Genomic DNA, 14,231 nt, shown 5'->3' on the forward strand with positions numbered 1-14,231 from the left:
CTAGCCCTGGATCCCCTTGATTCGCCGGCCCATCTCGCGCGTGATCTCACGCTCTTCTGTACGGCGTTTGATGTCCTGGCGCTTGTCGTATTCCTGCTTACCGCGTGCCAGCGCCAGCTCGACCTTCAACTTGCCGGCAACGAAGTACAGCTGCAGCGGAACCAAAGTGTTGTTTCCGTCGCGTACCTTGCCCATCAGCGAGTCGATCTCCCGGCGGTGCAACAGCAGCTTGCGGGTACGGCGGGGGCTGTGGTTCGTCCAGTGCCCCATGGAGTACTCCGGGATATGAAGTCCGCGCAGCCAGACTTCACCTTCATCAATGGTGGCGTAGGCGTCAACAAGAGAAGCCTTGCCCTCCCGCAAAGATTTAACTTCCGTACCCACCAGCACCACACCGCACTCGTAGGTATCGATGATGTGGTAATCGTGGCGCGCCTTGCGATTGGTGGCAACGACAATCTGGCCAGTCCCCTTCTGACCTGTACCTTTTTGCCCCTTCTGGGGCTTACCCTTTTTCCCCTTCGATTTCCCCGAATCGGTGGGAGTGCTCTTTTTTGCTGCCATGACAGCCACACACTACCACCGGGCGCTCCCTCGAGCGAAAATACTTAAGCGCGCTAAGCAGCGCTGGCTTAGCGAGGGCGCAGTGCTAGTTCTTCACATACCAGCGCAAGGTGACCTGCGCGGTGATAGCTGCCACGACCACGCCGACCAGCACCACAAACGGCGCGGCCAGCCACAGGTCGCTGTTCGTCACACGCGCCACCAGCTGCTGGTCGTACACGGCCTTCAGAGCGCGGTCGACCACCAGGATCTTCGCGGCGAACATGCCGCCAACCGCCAGCACCGCACCGATCAAGGCGGCCATCATGGCCTCCAGGACGAACGGAGCCTGCGTGTACCAGCGCGAAGCGCCGACCATGCGCATAATGCTGATCTCACTGCGGCGCGAGTATGCGGTGATCTGCACCATGTTCATGATCAGGAAGATTGCGGCGATGGCCTGCACCGCGGCAACGATAAAGGAGGCGTTGCGTATGGAGTCCAAGTTGCGCATCGCGGCCTCCAGGTTGTCGCCCTGGTCCACGATGTTCGTCACGGCCGGATTATCCCGCAGCGCGTCGATGGGCGCGGAGTTCTCCGGGTCGGCCAGGCGCACGTGGAAGGCAGCGGGCAGCGCATCCTTCTCCGTCTGTTCCACTAGCTGCGGATCAGACTCGCCGAACAGCTCCACGAAGCGTTCGTAGGACTGCTCCTTGTTACGGAAGGTCACGGACTTCACCGCCTCGTCACCCTCCAGCTGCTGCTTAATCTCGGAGCACTCCGGGGAGGCACACGTTGGGTCGGAGCCCGAAATTTCGTCGTCGAGCTGCACCATCACCTCGATGCGGTCGAAATAGATATCCTTCGTCCGCTCTGTCATCGCACTCAGCAGAAAGCCGGTGGCCAGCAACGCCAGCGCGATGGAGGTGGTGATGATCATCGCGATCGTCATCGTCATGTTGCGGCGCAGGCCCGAAAACGCCTCGCGGAACACAAAGTTGGTCTTCATTAATGTTTCCCTACTGTTTCCTACTGATCTCTACTGATCCGTACTGTTCCCTTGCAGTTCCGCTCTAGTGGCCCACGCCGTACATACCGAGCTCGTCATCGCGCACGAGCTTGCCCTTCGACAGCTCGATCACGCGCTTACGCATGGAGTCCACCGCCACGTCGTCGTGGGTGGACATCACCACGGTCGTACCGTTCTGGTTAATGCGGTTGAGCAACATCATGATCTCCGATGAAGTATCGGGGTCCAGGTTGCCTGTCGGCTCGTCCGCCAGCAGGACCAAAGGCTTATTTACGGACGCCCGCGCGATCGCCACGCGCTGCTGTTCACCACCCGACAGTTCGTGCGGGAAGCGGTTTTCCTTTCCGTCGAGGCCGACGGTCTTCAACGCGGCAGGCACCAAGTGCTGAATTTCTGCGCGCTTCTTGCCAATGACCTCGAGGGCGAAGGCAACGTTGTCGAAGACAGTCTTCTTCGGCAGCAGGCGGAAGTCCTGGAAGACATAGCCGATGCGCTGGCGCAGCTTCGGCACATCCCGCCCCTTGATCTTGTTCACGTGGTAGCCGGCGACATGCAGGTCTCCGGAATCCAGCTTTTCCTCGCGCAGGATGAGCTGCAGGAACGTGGACTTACCGGAGCCGGAGGGGCCGATAAGGAAGACGAACTCACCCTTTTCGATGTCCAGGGTGATGTTGTCCAGGGCCGGCCGCCCGGAAGACAGATAGCTCTTGGTTACATTCTCGAAGGTGATCACGAGCACACAGTGTAGCGAAACTAGTGGGGCAAAGATAGTCCAGAGTGACTGTTGTTACTTCTGTAGCTTCATGTGGCTTGGTTGATTCTGGACTTCTGCTGTCTCGACGCACCCCAGAATGTAAAGTCGCAACCCAACCCGGTTGAAGAGCTAGGCGTCAAGAAGAGAAAAGAGCCCATGAGCGACACGAAGACTAAAAAAGAAACTACAAAAAGCAATCAGCCCGGGGGCTTCCTCGGATTCATCGAGAAAGTTGGCAACAAACTCCCCGACCCGTTTTGGCTATTCGTCATACTCGGCGGGCTGGTGCTCGTCTCCAGCTACATCTTCAACAAGATGGGCCTCAGCGCCACAGACCCGGAAACCGGCGAGCCGGTAGAGATCGTCAACCTGCTGAGCTCCGAGGGGCTCAAGGAGATCCTTTCAGGCGTGGTGGACAACTACGTAACCTTCCCACCGCTGGGTCTGATTATTACGGTCATGCTGGGCGTGGCCGTGGCAGAGCATTCCGGTCTGATTAGCGCGGTGGTACGCGCAACCGTCTCTAGGGTCGGGCCGAAAACTCTGACATTCGTCGTGGCGCTTGCGGGCGTGACGGGCTCCGTGGCCTCGGACGCCGTGTACGTGATCCTCATTCCGCTGGGTGCAGTGGCCTTCCGCGCAGTGGGGCGCTCCCCGATCGTCGGCGCGATGGTGGCCTTCGCCGCCTCCTCCGCCGGGTTCAACTCCTCACTGGTGCTGAACATCACCGATGTGCTGCTGGGTGGCATTTCCACCTCGGCAGCTCACATCGTGGACGACGAATACTTCGTCTCCCCGCTGGCCAACTACTTCTTCGTAGCGGCCAGCGCGATCGTGTTGGCGCTGATCATCACGGCGGTGACGGAGCTGTACATGAAAAAGCGCGCCCTGGACCTTGTCGACCACGACGAGATCGACTACTCGGAGGTCACCTTCAACACCGGCCGCGACGGCGATGACGAGCTCGCCGGAGACGTACCGCAGGAAAAGATCACCGCTGCTCTGAAACTCGATACCGATGAATGGCGTGCACTGCAGAACACCGCCATCGTCGCCGTCATCATGACGGCCATCTACTTCGCGCTGCTGTTCGTTCCGGGGTCGCCGCTACAGGGCGAAGGCGGCGAAGTGATGTCCAGCCCGCTGATCACCGCAGTGGCCGTGCCTATCGGCGCATCCTTCCTGATCCTCGGCCTGGTCTACGGCCTGGGCATCAAGTCCATCACGAAGGCCAGCGACGTTCCGGAGTTCATGGCGCGCGGCCTGAAGACCCTGCTGCCGATGATGGTGCTGTTCTTCGCCGTATCGCAGTTCCTCGCCTGGTTCACGGCTTCCAACCTGGGTTCCTGGACCGCCATTAAGGGCTCGGAGCTGCTGCAGAAGGCCGACCTGCCGCCGCTGCTGCTCTTCGGCGCCTTCGTGATCCTGGTGGCACTGGTGAACCTCTTCATTACTTCTGGTTCCGCCCAATGGGCGCTGATGGCACCGATCGTCGTGCCGATGTTCATGTACGTCGGCTTCTCCCCCGAGGTCACCCAGATGCTGTTCCGTATCGGCGACTCGCCGTCGAACATCATCACCCCGATGAGCCCGTACTTCGCCCTGGCCCTGACCTTCCTGCAGCGCTACTACAAGAAGGCGGGCATCGGAACGCTGATGTCGCTGACGTTGCCGTACTCCATCGCCATGCTGGTGGGCTGGTTCCTGTTCTTCGCCCTCTGGTGGATGGTCGGCCTGCCGCTCGGCCCTGGCACGCCGATGGACTACCCGGCGCCGTAGCTCCCTAGCCCCAGCGCTGGCTCTGCACTGCGCTGGCGCACAGCACAGGTTCAGCCCCCGTGGTAGCCCTGCCCAAGCCTTATCGTTAGTGTGGAAAATGTACCCCTGCACACCGCTTGGCCAGGGTTCCACATTGCGCCTTGGCCAACGATCTAAGAATTGAGGTCGGCGTTGAACAGCCAGGCTAATACTCCTTTACCCAATAGCTCCGATGTCGAAGCGGTGGTCACCAAGGCCATTCACCGCGCCGAGCAGTGGCTGGAGGTCGAAGAGACTTCCGCTTCCACGAAGCAGTTGGCAGACATGGTGCACGATCCCGACGGCGTGGAGTTCACCTTCGCCTTCGTCGACCGCGTGGCCCGCCCCGAGGACAACCACGTTTCGGCCAAGGAGTTTGCCAAGATCGCCAACCCGTTTAAGCGCACCGAGCCAGTGCCGGGGTTCATGAGCCTGGTCGATTCCATCCTGGTTACCGCCGGTTCCATCGCAGCGCCACTGCTGCCGAACATCGTCATGCCGATCGCGCGCTCCTACCTGCGCGCCACCGTCGGCCACCTGGTGCTGGATGCGGAATCCAAGGCGCTGGATCGCATGCTGGACGACTACCGCGACAAGGGCTTCCAGCTGAACCTGAACCTGCTGGGCGAGGCCGTGCTCGGCGAGGCCGAGGCACAGCGACGCCTGGATAACACCCTCGACCTGCTGAAGAACCCGCGGGTGGACTACGTTTCCGTCAAGGCTTCCTCCGTGGTCAGCCAGCTGAACCACTGGGACTTCGAGGGCTCCATCGAACGCCTGAAGGATCGCCTGCGCCCGCTGTACCGCCAGGCCATGAAGCGCGACCCGCACCCCTTCATCAACCTGGACATGGAGGAGTACAAGGACCTCCACCTGACCCTTAAGCTGTTCACCGAGCTGCTGGACGAGGAAGAGTTCCAGAGCCTGGAGGCCGGCATCGTGCTGCAGGCCTACCTGCCCGACACCTTCGACGCGCTGCAGGAGCTGGCGGAGTTCGCCGCGCAGCGCCGTGCCAAAGGCGGTGCCAAGATCAAGGTGCGCCTGGTGAAGGGCGCCAACCTTTCCATGGAGCGCGTGGATTCCGAGATTCACGACTGGCCGCAGGCTCCCTACCTGACGAAGGCGGAGGTGGATGCCAACTACATCCGCCTGCTGGATTGGGTGCTGCAGCCCGAGCACGCGGATAACCTGCGCATCGGCGTGGCTTCGCACAACCTGTACCACCTGGCACTCGCCCACGAGCTCTCCGTTGCCCGCAATGTCGAGCACCAGCTGGACGTGGAGATGCTGCAGGGCATGTCCCCCGCACAGTCCGAGGCCGTGCGCGACGTCGCCGGCAACATGATTCTGTACACCCCGGTGGTCAAGAAGGAAGACTTCGACGTAGCCATCAGCTACCTAGTGCGCCGCCTGGAGGAAAACGGTGCGAAGCAGAACTTCCTCTACGCGCTGTTCACCCCAGAGGATGACGAGACCGACGTCACCGGTATGACTCCGATGCAAGGCCAGGAGCTGCGCTTCCGCAACTCCGTGCGCGACCGTTGGGAGACCTTCGCCGGTTCGCGTCGCACCCAGAACCGCCTGGAGGAAGAGGCCGAGAAGAAGGGCTGCCAGTCCGACGGCCTGCCCGGCAACTTCGTCAACGAGCCCGACACCGACCCAACGCTGCCCGCCAACCGCGAGTGGGCGCTGCAGATCGTCGATCCGTCGAGCGATCCTGGCCCCGCTCAGACCCCGGAGGTAACTGACCCTGCGGTTATTGACGCCGCCGTCGCCCGTTGCCGCGGGGCTTCCGAGAAGTGGTCGCAGAAGACCGGCGCGGAGCGTGCAGAGCTGTTGGACCAGGCCGCAGATGCCCTGGCCAACAACCGTTCGAAGCTGATCTCGGCTGCAGTATTCGAGGCGGGTAAGACCGTCGCCGAGACCGACCCCGAGGTTTCCGAGGCCATCGACTTCGCCCGCTACTACGCGGAGAGTGCCCGCCAGCTGGACCACGTGCGCGGCTCGGTGTTTACCCCGTACAAGTCCGTGGTGATCACCCCGCCGTGGAACTTCCCTATCGCCATCCCGCTGGGCGGCGTTTTCGCCGCACTGGCTGCCGGTTCCTGCGCGATCATCAAGCCCGCTCCGCAGGTGCTGCGCATCGCGGAGGTCTTCATGGGCATTCTGCGCGAGGCCGGCATCTCCGAGGATCTGGTGCAGCTAGTCAACGCCGACGAAGCCGAGGCCGGCAAGCGCCTGGTGAGCCACCCGGATGTCGAGTCCGTGATCCTCACCGGCGCCTCCGAGACCGCGAAGCTGTTCCGTGGCTGGAAGCCGCGCATGGTCATTAACGCGGAGACCTCCGGCAAGAACGCGATCATCGTTACCCCGGCGGCGGATCCGGACCTGGCGGTGGCGGACATCTTCAAGTCTGCGTATGGCCACGCGGGTCAGAAGTGCTCCGCCGCCTCGCTGATCATCACCGTCGGCTCGATCGGCAAGTCCAAGCGCTTCATCAACCAGCTGGTCGATGCGGTGCGTTCCATGAAGGTCGGCCCGGGCTCCGACATTTCCACCTTTATGAACGGTGTGATCGAGGAGCCAGGCGACAAGCTGCTCCGCGGCCTGACCGAACTGGAGAAGGGCGAGAAGTGGCTGGTCAAGCCCCGCAAGCTCAACGACGAGGGCACCCTGTGGTCCCCTGGCCTGCGCGATAACGTGAAGCCGGGCAGCTGGTTCCACACCCACGAGTGCTTCGGCCCAGTGGCGGGCATTATGCACGCCGAGACCCTGGACGAGGCCATCGAGTGGCAGAACTCCACGGGCTTCGGCCTGACCGGCGGTATCCACACCATCGACGTGGAAGAAACCGCATACTGGCGCGAGCGCGTGGAGGTCGGCAACGCCTACGTGGAGCGCGGCATCACGGGCGCTATCGTGCAGCGTCAGTCCTTCGGTGGCTGGAAGAACTCCGCCCTGGGCAGCGGCGCGAAGGCCGGTGGCCCGAACTACGTCGCCCAGCAGGGCGTGTGGACCGAGGGCGACCTGAGCGAACTGGCCGCAGGCACCCTGCCGACGCACATCACGCAGCTGCTGCGCGAGATCCGCGGCCTGGGCTCCCCTGCCCTGTCCAAGGACGATCACGTGTGGCTGCGCCGCGCCGCGGAGTCGGATGCCTACGCGATGTCCACCGAGTTCGGCGTGGAGCACGACAAGACGGCCCTGGTCGTGGAGTCCAACGTGTTCCGTTACAAGCCGTTGCTCGAGCCGCTGCGCGTCCGCGTTTCCGAGGGCGCCAACCCGCGCGACCTGCTGCGCCTGAAGCTGGCCTCCGCCGCCACGGGCACGGAGCTGGATATTTCCGCCAACCCGGAGGTTGCCCGCGAGTGGGGCGAGCTCGGCGAGCAGATGCGTACTTCCTCCGACCGCGACTTTGCCGAGGAAATTGCCATCGCCCAGTCCGTGCGCGTCCGCGCGCTGGGCGAAGCCCCGGATGAGTTCTACGAGGCCGCTGCGAAGTCCGGCTCCGTGATCCTGGATCAGGATGTGTTACCCGATGGCCGCCGCGAGCTACTGCCGCTGTTGCTCGAGCAGGCGATCTCCACGACGGAGCACCGCTTCGGCTACATCCACGGCCTCACCCCTTAAGGAGCAGCGCTGAGCCTGACCGGGCGCGCAGCCCTGGCTCAGCCACCGCCGGGCACGCAGCCCGGCGCACGCTCGCGTACAGCCCGGCGCGCTAGGCCTGCGCTTCCTGCTGCTGCGCCATGCGCCAGCGAATGCCGGCCTCCAGGAAGCCGTCGAGGTCACCATCCAGCACCTTGCTGGGGTCGTTGACCTCGACGTTCGTGCGCAGATCCTTCACCATCTGGTACGGGTGCAGTACGTAGTTGCGCATCTGGTTACCCCAGGAGTTAGAGCCGTCGCCCTTCAGCGCGTCCATTTCGGCCTGTTCTTCTTGACGCTTACGCTCCAGCAACTTCGCCTGTAGCACCCGCATGGCGGATGCCTTGTTCTGAATCTGCGATTTCTCGTTCTGGCACGTCACCACAATGCCTGTGGGCACGTGGGTCAGGCGCACCGCCGAGTCGGTGGTGTTCACCGACTGCCCGCCGGGGCCAGAGGAGCGGTAGACGTCCACGCGCACGTCGTTCTCATCAATATCGATGTGGTCGGTCTGCTCCACCACTGGCAGCACCTCCACCTCGGCGAACGAGGTCTGGCGGCGGCCCTGGTTGTCGAAGGGAGAAATGCGCACCAGGCGGTGGGTTCCTTGCTCCACGGAGAGGGTGCCATACATGTATTCCCCGTGGATGACGATGGTCGCGGACTTAATGCCGGCTTCCTCGGCATAGGAGATGTCGTAGACCTCCACCTTGTGCCCGGCCTTTTCGGCCCAGCGGGTGTACATGCGCAGCAGCATCTCTGCCCAGTCGGCGGCATCCACGCCACCGGCGGCACTGCGGATGTTCAGCACGGCTTCGCGCTCGTCGTACTCCCCCGACAGCATCGTCGTGACCTCGAGCGATTCAATCTCCTGGCGCAGCTCCTCGCGCTCCGCATCGGCCAACTGCACCGCTTCCTGAGCCGCGTCCGGGTCGTCCCCGGCTTCCTCCTCGGCCATGTCGTAGAGCACCGGCAGGTCATCCAGGCGCTGGCGCAGCCCCGTGACCTTCTTCAGCTTCGCCTGCACGCGGGAAAGCTCGGAAGTCACCTGCTGCGCGTGGTCCGGATCGTCCCACAGCGAGGGGTCGGCGGACTTTTCCTCCAGCTCGCGGGCGCGGTCGCCCAGCTCGTCGAGGTCCAGCACCTTCTCGATGGTGGTCAGGGTGCCGTCCAGGTCGCTTAGGTCTGCAGAAACTTCCGGTTGCATAATGCGCAAGTCTACCCGGCGACATGCACAATGGAATGTATGGCTACTAACGGTTCTGATTCTTCTTCCCCGATCCCAGAGGACATGCTGAATGCGATCATCAAGACGTTCATCGTGGCGCATGTCGATGATTCCGACCACCACCTGGCTCAGGCGCTGGTCTATAACGCAGGCCGCCTGGCGTGGCGTATGCGCCAGACGGGCTTGGATACGGAGCAGAAGACGTCCGTCAGCGATGTCGTGACCGCTGCGGATCGCGCGGCCGAGAAGTTCATTGCCGACGCACTGCGTGCCATCCGCCCCGACGATGGCTTGCTGGGCGAGGAGGGCACCGCCGTGGAGTCGAAGTCCGGCCGCACCTGGGTAATCGACCCTGTAGATGGCACCTACAACTTCACTACGGGTTCGGACTATTGGTGCTCTGCCCTGGCGCTGGTCGAGGGCTCCCCCGATGATCCGGACGCCCTGTTGTTCGGCGCCGTTCACCGCCCGGCGATGGGCTACACGTGGTTTGGTGGCCCGGATATTCCTACTACTCGTGACGCCGCCGAGATCAGCCTGCCGAACACTTCGGCGGAACTGACCTGCCTGGGTGGCTACCTGCACCCCACCGACATCGCGGACGCCACCCGGCTGAAAACCTGGAAGGCCGTAAGCACGCAGTTTGCCACGCTGCGCATGCTGGGGTCTGCGTCCATCGACCTCGCGTGCGTGGCCGGTGGCGAGCTCGGCTGCTGGATGCAGCACAGCGTGGCCAGCTGGGACTGGTTGCCTGGGCGTGCTTTGGTGGAGGGCGCTGGGGGCGTCGCTAAGAAGGAAGAAAAAGACGGCACCACCTGGTTCATTGCCGGGGCGCCAGACGCGGTAGAGCAATCCGTTAAGGCGCTGCGCGAAGCCTAGCGAGAAGGCTACTCCCCCCCTTTGCCACACTAGTCACATTAGTCACATTCTTCCCGTGGCTTTATATGTGCCACGGGGTTATCATGTGTTCCATGACGGACTCGGTTTCCCCATATGCAGATGACCTGACCCTGGCGCTGTCGCTGGCCGACGCGGCCGACGCGATCACCATGGCGCGCTTCGAGGCGAACGACCTGAGCGTTGAATCGAAGCCCGACCTCACGCCAGTGAGCGACGCAGACACCGCCGTAGAGAAGGAACTGCGGGAACTGATCGCCGCACACCACCCGGAGGACGCCCTGCTGGGAGAGGAATTCGGTGGCGACGTCACCTTCGCCGGGCGACAGTGGGTCATTGACCCCATCGACGGCACCAAGAACTTTGTCCGCGGCGTACCCGTGTGGGCCACGCTGATCAGCCTGCTGGTGGACGGTAAGCCCGTGGTAGGGGTTGTCTCCGCGCCCGCGCTGGGGCGCCGCTGGTGGGCCGCTGAGGGATCCGGCGCATGGCGACTGTTTAACACCCCGGCCAGCGCTGCCACCGGTGGCACTGGCGGCTCCGACAGTACCGGCGACACCAGCGGCACTAGCGGTGCTGGCAACGCAAACGGTGGGGTGCCGTCGGTGGGCGCCCGCCGCCTGGAGGTATCGAAGGTCGCGCAGGTCGCGGACTCCTCGATTGCAATTTCCTCGCTTTCCGGCTGGGCGGACTGCGGCAAGCGTGAGCAGCTCATTAGCCTGACAGATTCCGCGTGGCGCCTGCGCGGATACGGCGACTTCTGGTCCTACATGCTGGTCGCCGAGGGTGCGGTGGATATTGCCGCCGAGCCGGAGGTAAGCCTCTGGGATCTGGCAGCGCTGGCGCCGATCATCACGGAGGCTGGCGGGCGCTTCACCTCCCTGGACGGCCAGGACGGCCCACACGGCGGGTCCGCCGTCGCCACCAACGGCCTGCTGCACGAGGCCACGCTCAGCGCCCTCGAATAGGCGCTAACCGAGCCTAACCCTAGACGTCGAGCGCCAGATACACGGTGTCGAGGTACTCCTCGATGCCCTCGAAACCACCCTCGCGGCCCAGGCCGGACTGCTTCACTCCGCCGAACGGAGCAGACGCATCCGATAGCGCGCCACGGTTCACGCCGACCATTCCGGCCTCCATGCGCTCGGCGAAGCGCAGGGTCTTCTTCATATCCTCGCCCATCACATAGCCAGCCAGGCCGAAGACGGTATCGTTAGCGACCTTCAAGGCTTCCTCATCGCTGGAGACGCGCTGCACGGCCGCGACGGGACCGAAGATCTCCTGGTTAGCGATCTCAAACTGTGGCGTCACGCCCGTAAGCACCGTGGCGGGGTACCAGAAACCATTCGGATCCAGGTCGGGGTGCGTCTCCCCCAGCTTCTCCAAGGCCTCATTACCGCCGAGGGCAACGTGCGCCCCCTCCTCGACGGCCTTGGCTACCATGTCACGCACTCCATCGCGCTGCTCCTGGCTGACCAGCGGCCCCATCGTCGTCTTCGGGTCGGTGCCCGGCCCCATCACGAACTCGCTCATCTTCTGCACCAGCCCAGCCTCGAACTTGTCAGCCAGGGACTCGTGAACGATGAAGCGGTTAGCGGCCACACAAACCTGACCCGCGCCACGCATCTTCGCCGCAATAGCCTGCTCCACAGCCTTGTCCACATCCGCGTGCTCCAACACAACGAAAGGCGCGTTACCGCCGAGCTCCAGCGACGTGCGGATCGTCTTCTGCGCCGCGGTGGCGGCCAGCGCCTGGCCGACCTCCGTGGAACCTGTGAACGTCAGCTTGCGCAGACGGTCGTCGTCCAACAGGGCGGACACGCGGCGCGCCGAGGACGTCGGCAGCACCTGGAACACACCATCCGGAATGCCGGCGATGCGCCCCAGCTCCGCGAAGTAAAGCATCGTCAGCGGGGTCAGCTGCGCCGGCTTAGCAATCACGGTGCAGCCCGCCGCCAGCGCCGGAGCCAGCTTGCGGGTCACCATCGCCAGCGGGAAGTTCCATGGGGTGATCGCCAGCACCGGCCCCACCGGACGGTGCGTAGTCACGATGCGCCCGTTACCAGCCGGAGCCACGCGATACTCGCCAGCGATCGCCGCCGCCCGCTCGCTGAACCAGCGCAGATACTCGGCGGCGTAGGTCACCTCGCCCTTGGAATCCGGCAGCGCGCGCCCCAGCTCCAGGGACTGCAGGGCCGCCAGCTGATCCGCGTGCTCGTGCACCAAATCGAACAGCCGACGCAGAAGCTCGGAACGCTCCCGCGGGGTGGATTCGGCCCAGTCCGCCTGAACCTCCACGGCCTTATCCATGGCCTCCCGTGCATCATCCTCTGTTGCCGCGGCGACATCCGCGAAGGGCTTCCCCGTGGCGGCGTCAATAACCGAAATAGTTTCACCTGCAGACCCAGAGCGCCAGGCCCCACCTAAGAACAACCCCGTGGGCACCTCGAAGGAAAGCCCCGCGGCCTGAAGAGTGGTGCTGAATTCAGAAGGAATGTTGAGTGAAGTCATATACCCACATATACGCGCCTTTCGGAGGCAGGCTTGCAGACCGCCACGCGCCTCCACCTTTTCCACTACCGTGGAAAGTGATAATTGCAGCGACGAAAGGAGCCCAGCTGTGCCTATGCCACAACAACGCGAAACCGCACATAAGACACGGGAATGGAAGAAGCTCACCGAATACGCCGACGCAACCCGCGGCACTCAATTGCGAGAGCTCTTCACCGAACAGCCGGGACGCTCCAGCGACATGACCTACAACGTCGGCCCGCTGCACGTAGACCTGTCGAAGAACCTCATCGACGAGCGCGGACTGCGCCTGCTGCTGGATCTGGCTCGCGCCCGCGGCCTGGAGGACTACCGCAGCGCCATGTTCGACGGCGAGCACATCAACACCACCGAGGATCGTGCCGTGCTACACACCGCGCTGCGCATCCCGGTCGACCGGGAGTTCAGCATCCCAGTCGGGGCGGATGAAACGCAGGATGTGGCCGCCGACGTACACGCAGTGCTGGGCCGCATGCGCGACTTCGCCAAGGCGCTCCGCTCCGGCTCCTGGCAGGGCGTGACCGGGCACACCATCAAGCACGTAGTGAACATCGGCATCGGAGGCTCCGACCTGGGCCCGGCTATGGCCGCACAGGCGCTGCGCCCCTACATGACGGCCGGCATTACGCCGCACTTCATCTCCAACATCGACCCGGCGGACGTGGCCGGCACCCTCGACGGGCTGGATGCCGAGTCCACGCTGTTCGTCATCGCCTCCAAGACCTTCACCACCTCGGAGACTCTGGCCAACGCCCACGCCGCGCGCCGCTGGCTACTGCGCAACCTCGCCGATGAGGGCGTGGACGTCGAGGGGGAGGACGCGATCCGCGACATCACCGCCAAGCACTTCGTGGCCGTCTCCACCGCCGCGGAGAAGGTGCAGGACTTCGGCATCGACACGAAGAACATGTTCGAGTTCTGGGACTGGGTGGGCGGCCGCTACTCCGTGGACTCCGCCATTGGCCTGTCCCTGATGGCCGCCATTGGGCCGCAGGACTTCATGCGCTTCCTGGAGGGCTTCCACGAGGTAGACGACCACTTCCGCACCGAGCCGCTGGAGATGAACATTCCGGTGCTGATGGGCATGCTGGGCGTGTGGTACACCGACTTCCTGGGGGCACAGTCGCACGCGGTGCTGCCGTATTCCGAGGACATGGCGCGCTTCCCCGCCTACCTGCAGCAGCTGACGATGGAATCCAATGGCAAGTCCGTGCAGCTGGACGGCAGCCCGGTGGAGGTTCCCTCCGGCGAGATCTACTGGGGCGAGCCCGGCACCAACGGCCAGCACGCCTTCTTCCAGCTGCTACACCAGGGCACGCACTTGGTGCCGGCTGACTTCATCGGCTTCGTCAACCCGCACGACGATGCAGTCGCCGCCGACGGAACCACCAGCATGCACGACATGTTGATGTCCAATTTCTTCGCCCAGACCCGCGTGCTGGCCTTCGGCAAGAACGCTGAGGAGCTGCAGGAGGAGGGCGTGGCCCCCGAGTTGATCCCGCACAAGGTGATGCCCGGCAACCGCCCAACCACCACCATCCTGGCCAACAAGCTGACCCCGAAGACGCTAGGTGCGCTGATCGCACTGTACGAGCACATTGTTTTCGTGCAGGGCGTGATCTGGGGCATCAACAGCTTTGACCAGTGGGGTGTGGAGCTCGGTAAGAAGCAGGCAAACGCGCTGTTGCCTGCGGTTACTGGTAAGGAGCGTAGTGACGCCGGCGACTCCTCCACCGACGACCTCATCGCCTACTACCGTCAGCACCGGGGTTAGCGCTTACGCC

At 63.6% G+C, this 14,231-nt stretch carries 10 protein-coding genes; 5 read left to right on the forward strand and 5 right to left on the reverse strand.

The genetic code is table 11. The annotated features are described in order from the left end of the window. From smpB to ftsE, 3 genes are all read right to left on the reverse strand, one after another. Window positions 1-564, reverse strand: coding sequence for an SsrA-binding protein SmpB (gene smpB, locus HMPREF3166_RS00165; RefSeq protein WP_070487184.1), 564 nt, complete (start codon window positions 562-564; stop codon window positions 1-3). Window positions 565-649: 85 nt separating this feature from the next. After that, complete coding sequence (gene ftsX / locus HMPREF3166_RS00170) at window positions 650-1,552, reverse strand: permease-like cell division protein FtsX (protein WP_070487185.1); 903 nt, start codon at window positions 1,550-1,552, stop codon at window positions 650-652. A gap of 64 nt (window positions 1,553-1,616) precedes the next feature. Further along, a complete protein-coding gene (gene ftsE, locus HMPREF3166_RS00175; RefSeq protein ID WP_034964874.1) occupies window positions 1,617-2,306 on the reverse strand; it encodes a cell division ATP-binding protein FtsE in 690 nt (229 codons plus the stop codon). Window positions 2,307-2,483: 177 nt separating this feature from the next. Here ftsE and HMPREF3166_RS00180 point away from each other — a divergent pair, with 177 nt between their 5' ends. Both HMPREF3166_RS00180 and HMPREF3166_RS00185 read left to right on the forward strand, forming a co-directional pair. Beyond that, window positions 2,484-4,106 (forward strand): AbgT family transporter, encoded by a 1,623-nt coding sequence (locus HMPREF3166_RS00180; protein ID WP_193393341.1) that lies wholly within the window; start codon window positions 2,484-2,486, stop codon window positions 4,104-4,106. A gap of 171 nt (window positions 4,107-4,277) precedes the next feature. Then, window positions 4,278-7,754: a bifunctional proline dehydrogenase/L-glutamate gamma-semialdehyde dehydrogenase gene (locus HMPREF3166_RS00185; RefSeq protein ID WP_070487186.1), complete on the forward strand. Its 3,477-nt coding sequence runs from the start codon at window positions 4,278-4,280 to the stop codon at window positions 7,752-7,754. 91 nt (window positions 7,755-7,845) lie between these two features. On the opposite strand, the gene prfB is transcribed toward HMPREF3166_RS00185, so the two are convergent. Beyond that, window positions 7,846-8,979 (reverse strand): peptide chain release factor 2, encoded by a 1,134-nt coding sequence (gene prfB / locus HMPREF3166_RS00190; RefSeq protein WP_035005044.1) that lies wholly within the window; start codon window positions 8,977-8,979, stop codon window positions 7,846-7,848. Between the two features lie 30 nt (window positions 8,980-9,009). Between prfB and HMPREF3166_RS00195 the strand changes: the two genes are divergently transcribed. Further along, window positions 9,010-9,879 (forward strand): inositol monophosphatase family protein, encoded by an 870-nt coding sequence (locus HMPREF3166_RS00195; protein WP_035005047.1) that lies wholly within the window; start codon window positions 9,010-9,012, stop codon window positions 9,877-9,879. Window positions 9,880-9,971: 92 nt separating this feature from the next. Further along, window positions 9,972-10,865 carry an inositol monophosphatase family protein gene (locus HMPREF3166_RS00200; RefSeq protein ID WP_070487187.1) on the forward strand — a complete coding sequence of 298 codons (894 nt, stop codon included), beginning with the start codon at window positions 9,972-9,974 and terminating at the stop codon, window positions 10,863-10,865. Window positions 10,866-10,884: 19 nt separating this feature from the next. Here HMPREF3166_RS00200 and HMPREF3166_RS00205 read toward each other — a convergent pair whose 3' ends face one another. Continuing rightward, window positions 10,885-12,408: an NAD-dependent succinate-semialdehyde dehydrogenase gene (locus HMPREF3166_RS00205; protein ID WP_070487188.1), complete on the reverse strand. Its 1,524-nt coding sequence runs from the start codon at window positions 12,406-12,408 to the stop codon at window positions 10,885-10,887. 115 nt (window positions 12,409-12,523) lie between these two features. On the opposite strand from HMPREF3166_RS00205, the gene pgi reads away from it, so the two are divergent. Then, a complete protein-coding gene (pgi, locus tag HMPREF3166_RS00210) occupies window positions 12,524-14,221 on the forward strand; it encodes a glucose-6-phosphate isomerase (RefSeq protein ID WP_070487189.1) in 1,698 nt (565 codons plus the stop codon). Window positions 14,222-14,231 lie beyond the last annotated feature (10 nt).

The sequence above is a fragment of the Corynebacterium sp. HMSC08A12 genome, from assembly GCF_001807485.1.
GTDB classification, from domain to species: Bacteria; Actinomycetota; Actinomycetes; order Mycobacteriales; family Mycobacteriaceae; genus Corynebacterium; species Corynebacterium evansiae.

Coding starts and splice junctions, on each gene's coding strand:
- ftsX (WP_070487185.1), bottom strand. CDS start 1,552: ATGAAGACCAACTTTGTGTTCCGCGAGGCGTTTTCGGGCCTGCGCCGC.
- smpB (WP_070487184.1), bottom strand. CDS start 564: ATGGCAGCAAAAAAGAGCACTCCCACCGATTCGGGGAAATCGAAGGGG.
- pgi (WP_070487189.1), top strand. CDS start 12,524: ATGCCACAACAACGCGAAACCGCACATAAGACACGGGAATGGAAGAAG.
- HMPREF3166_RS00205 (WP_070487188.1), bottom strand. CDS start 12,408: ATGACTTCACTCAACATTCCTTCTGAATTCAGCACCACTCTTCAGGCC.
- HMPREF3166_RS00180 (WP_193393341.1), top strand. CDS start 2,484: ATGAGCGACACGAAGACTAAAAAAGAAACTACAAAAAGCAATCAGCCC.
- prfB (WP_035005044.1), bottom strand. CDS start 8,979: ATGCAACCGGAAGTTTCTGCAGACCTAAGCGACCTGGACGGCACCCTG.
- HMPREF3166_RS00200 (WP_070487187.1), top strand. CDS start 9,972: ATGACGGACTCGGTTTCCCCATATGCAGATGACCTGACCCTGGCGCTG.
- HMPREF3166_RS00195 (WP_035005047.1), top strand. CDS start 9,010: ATGGAATGTATGGCTACTAACGGTTCTGATTCTTCTTCCCCGATCCCA.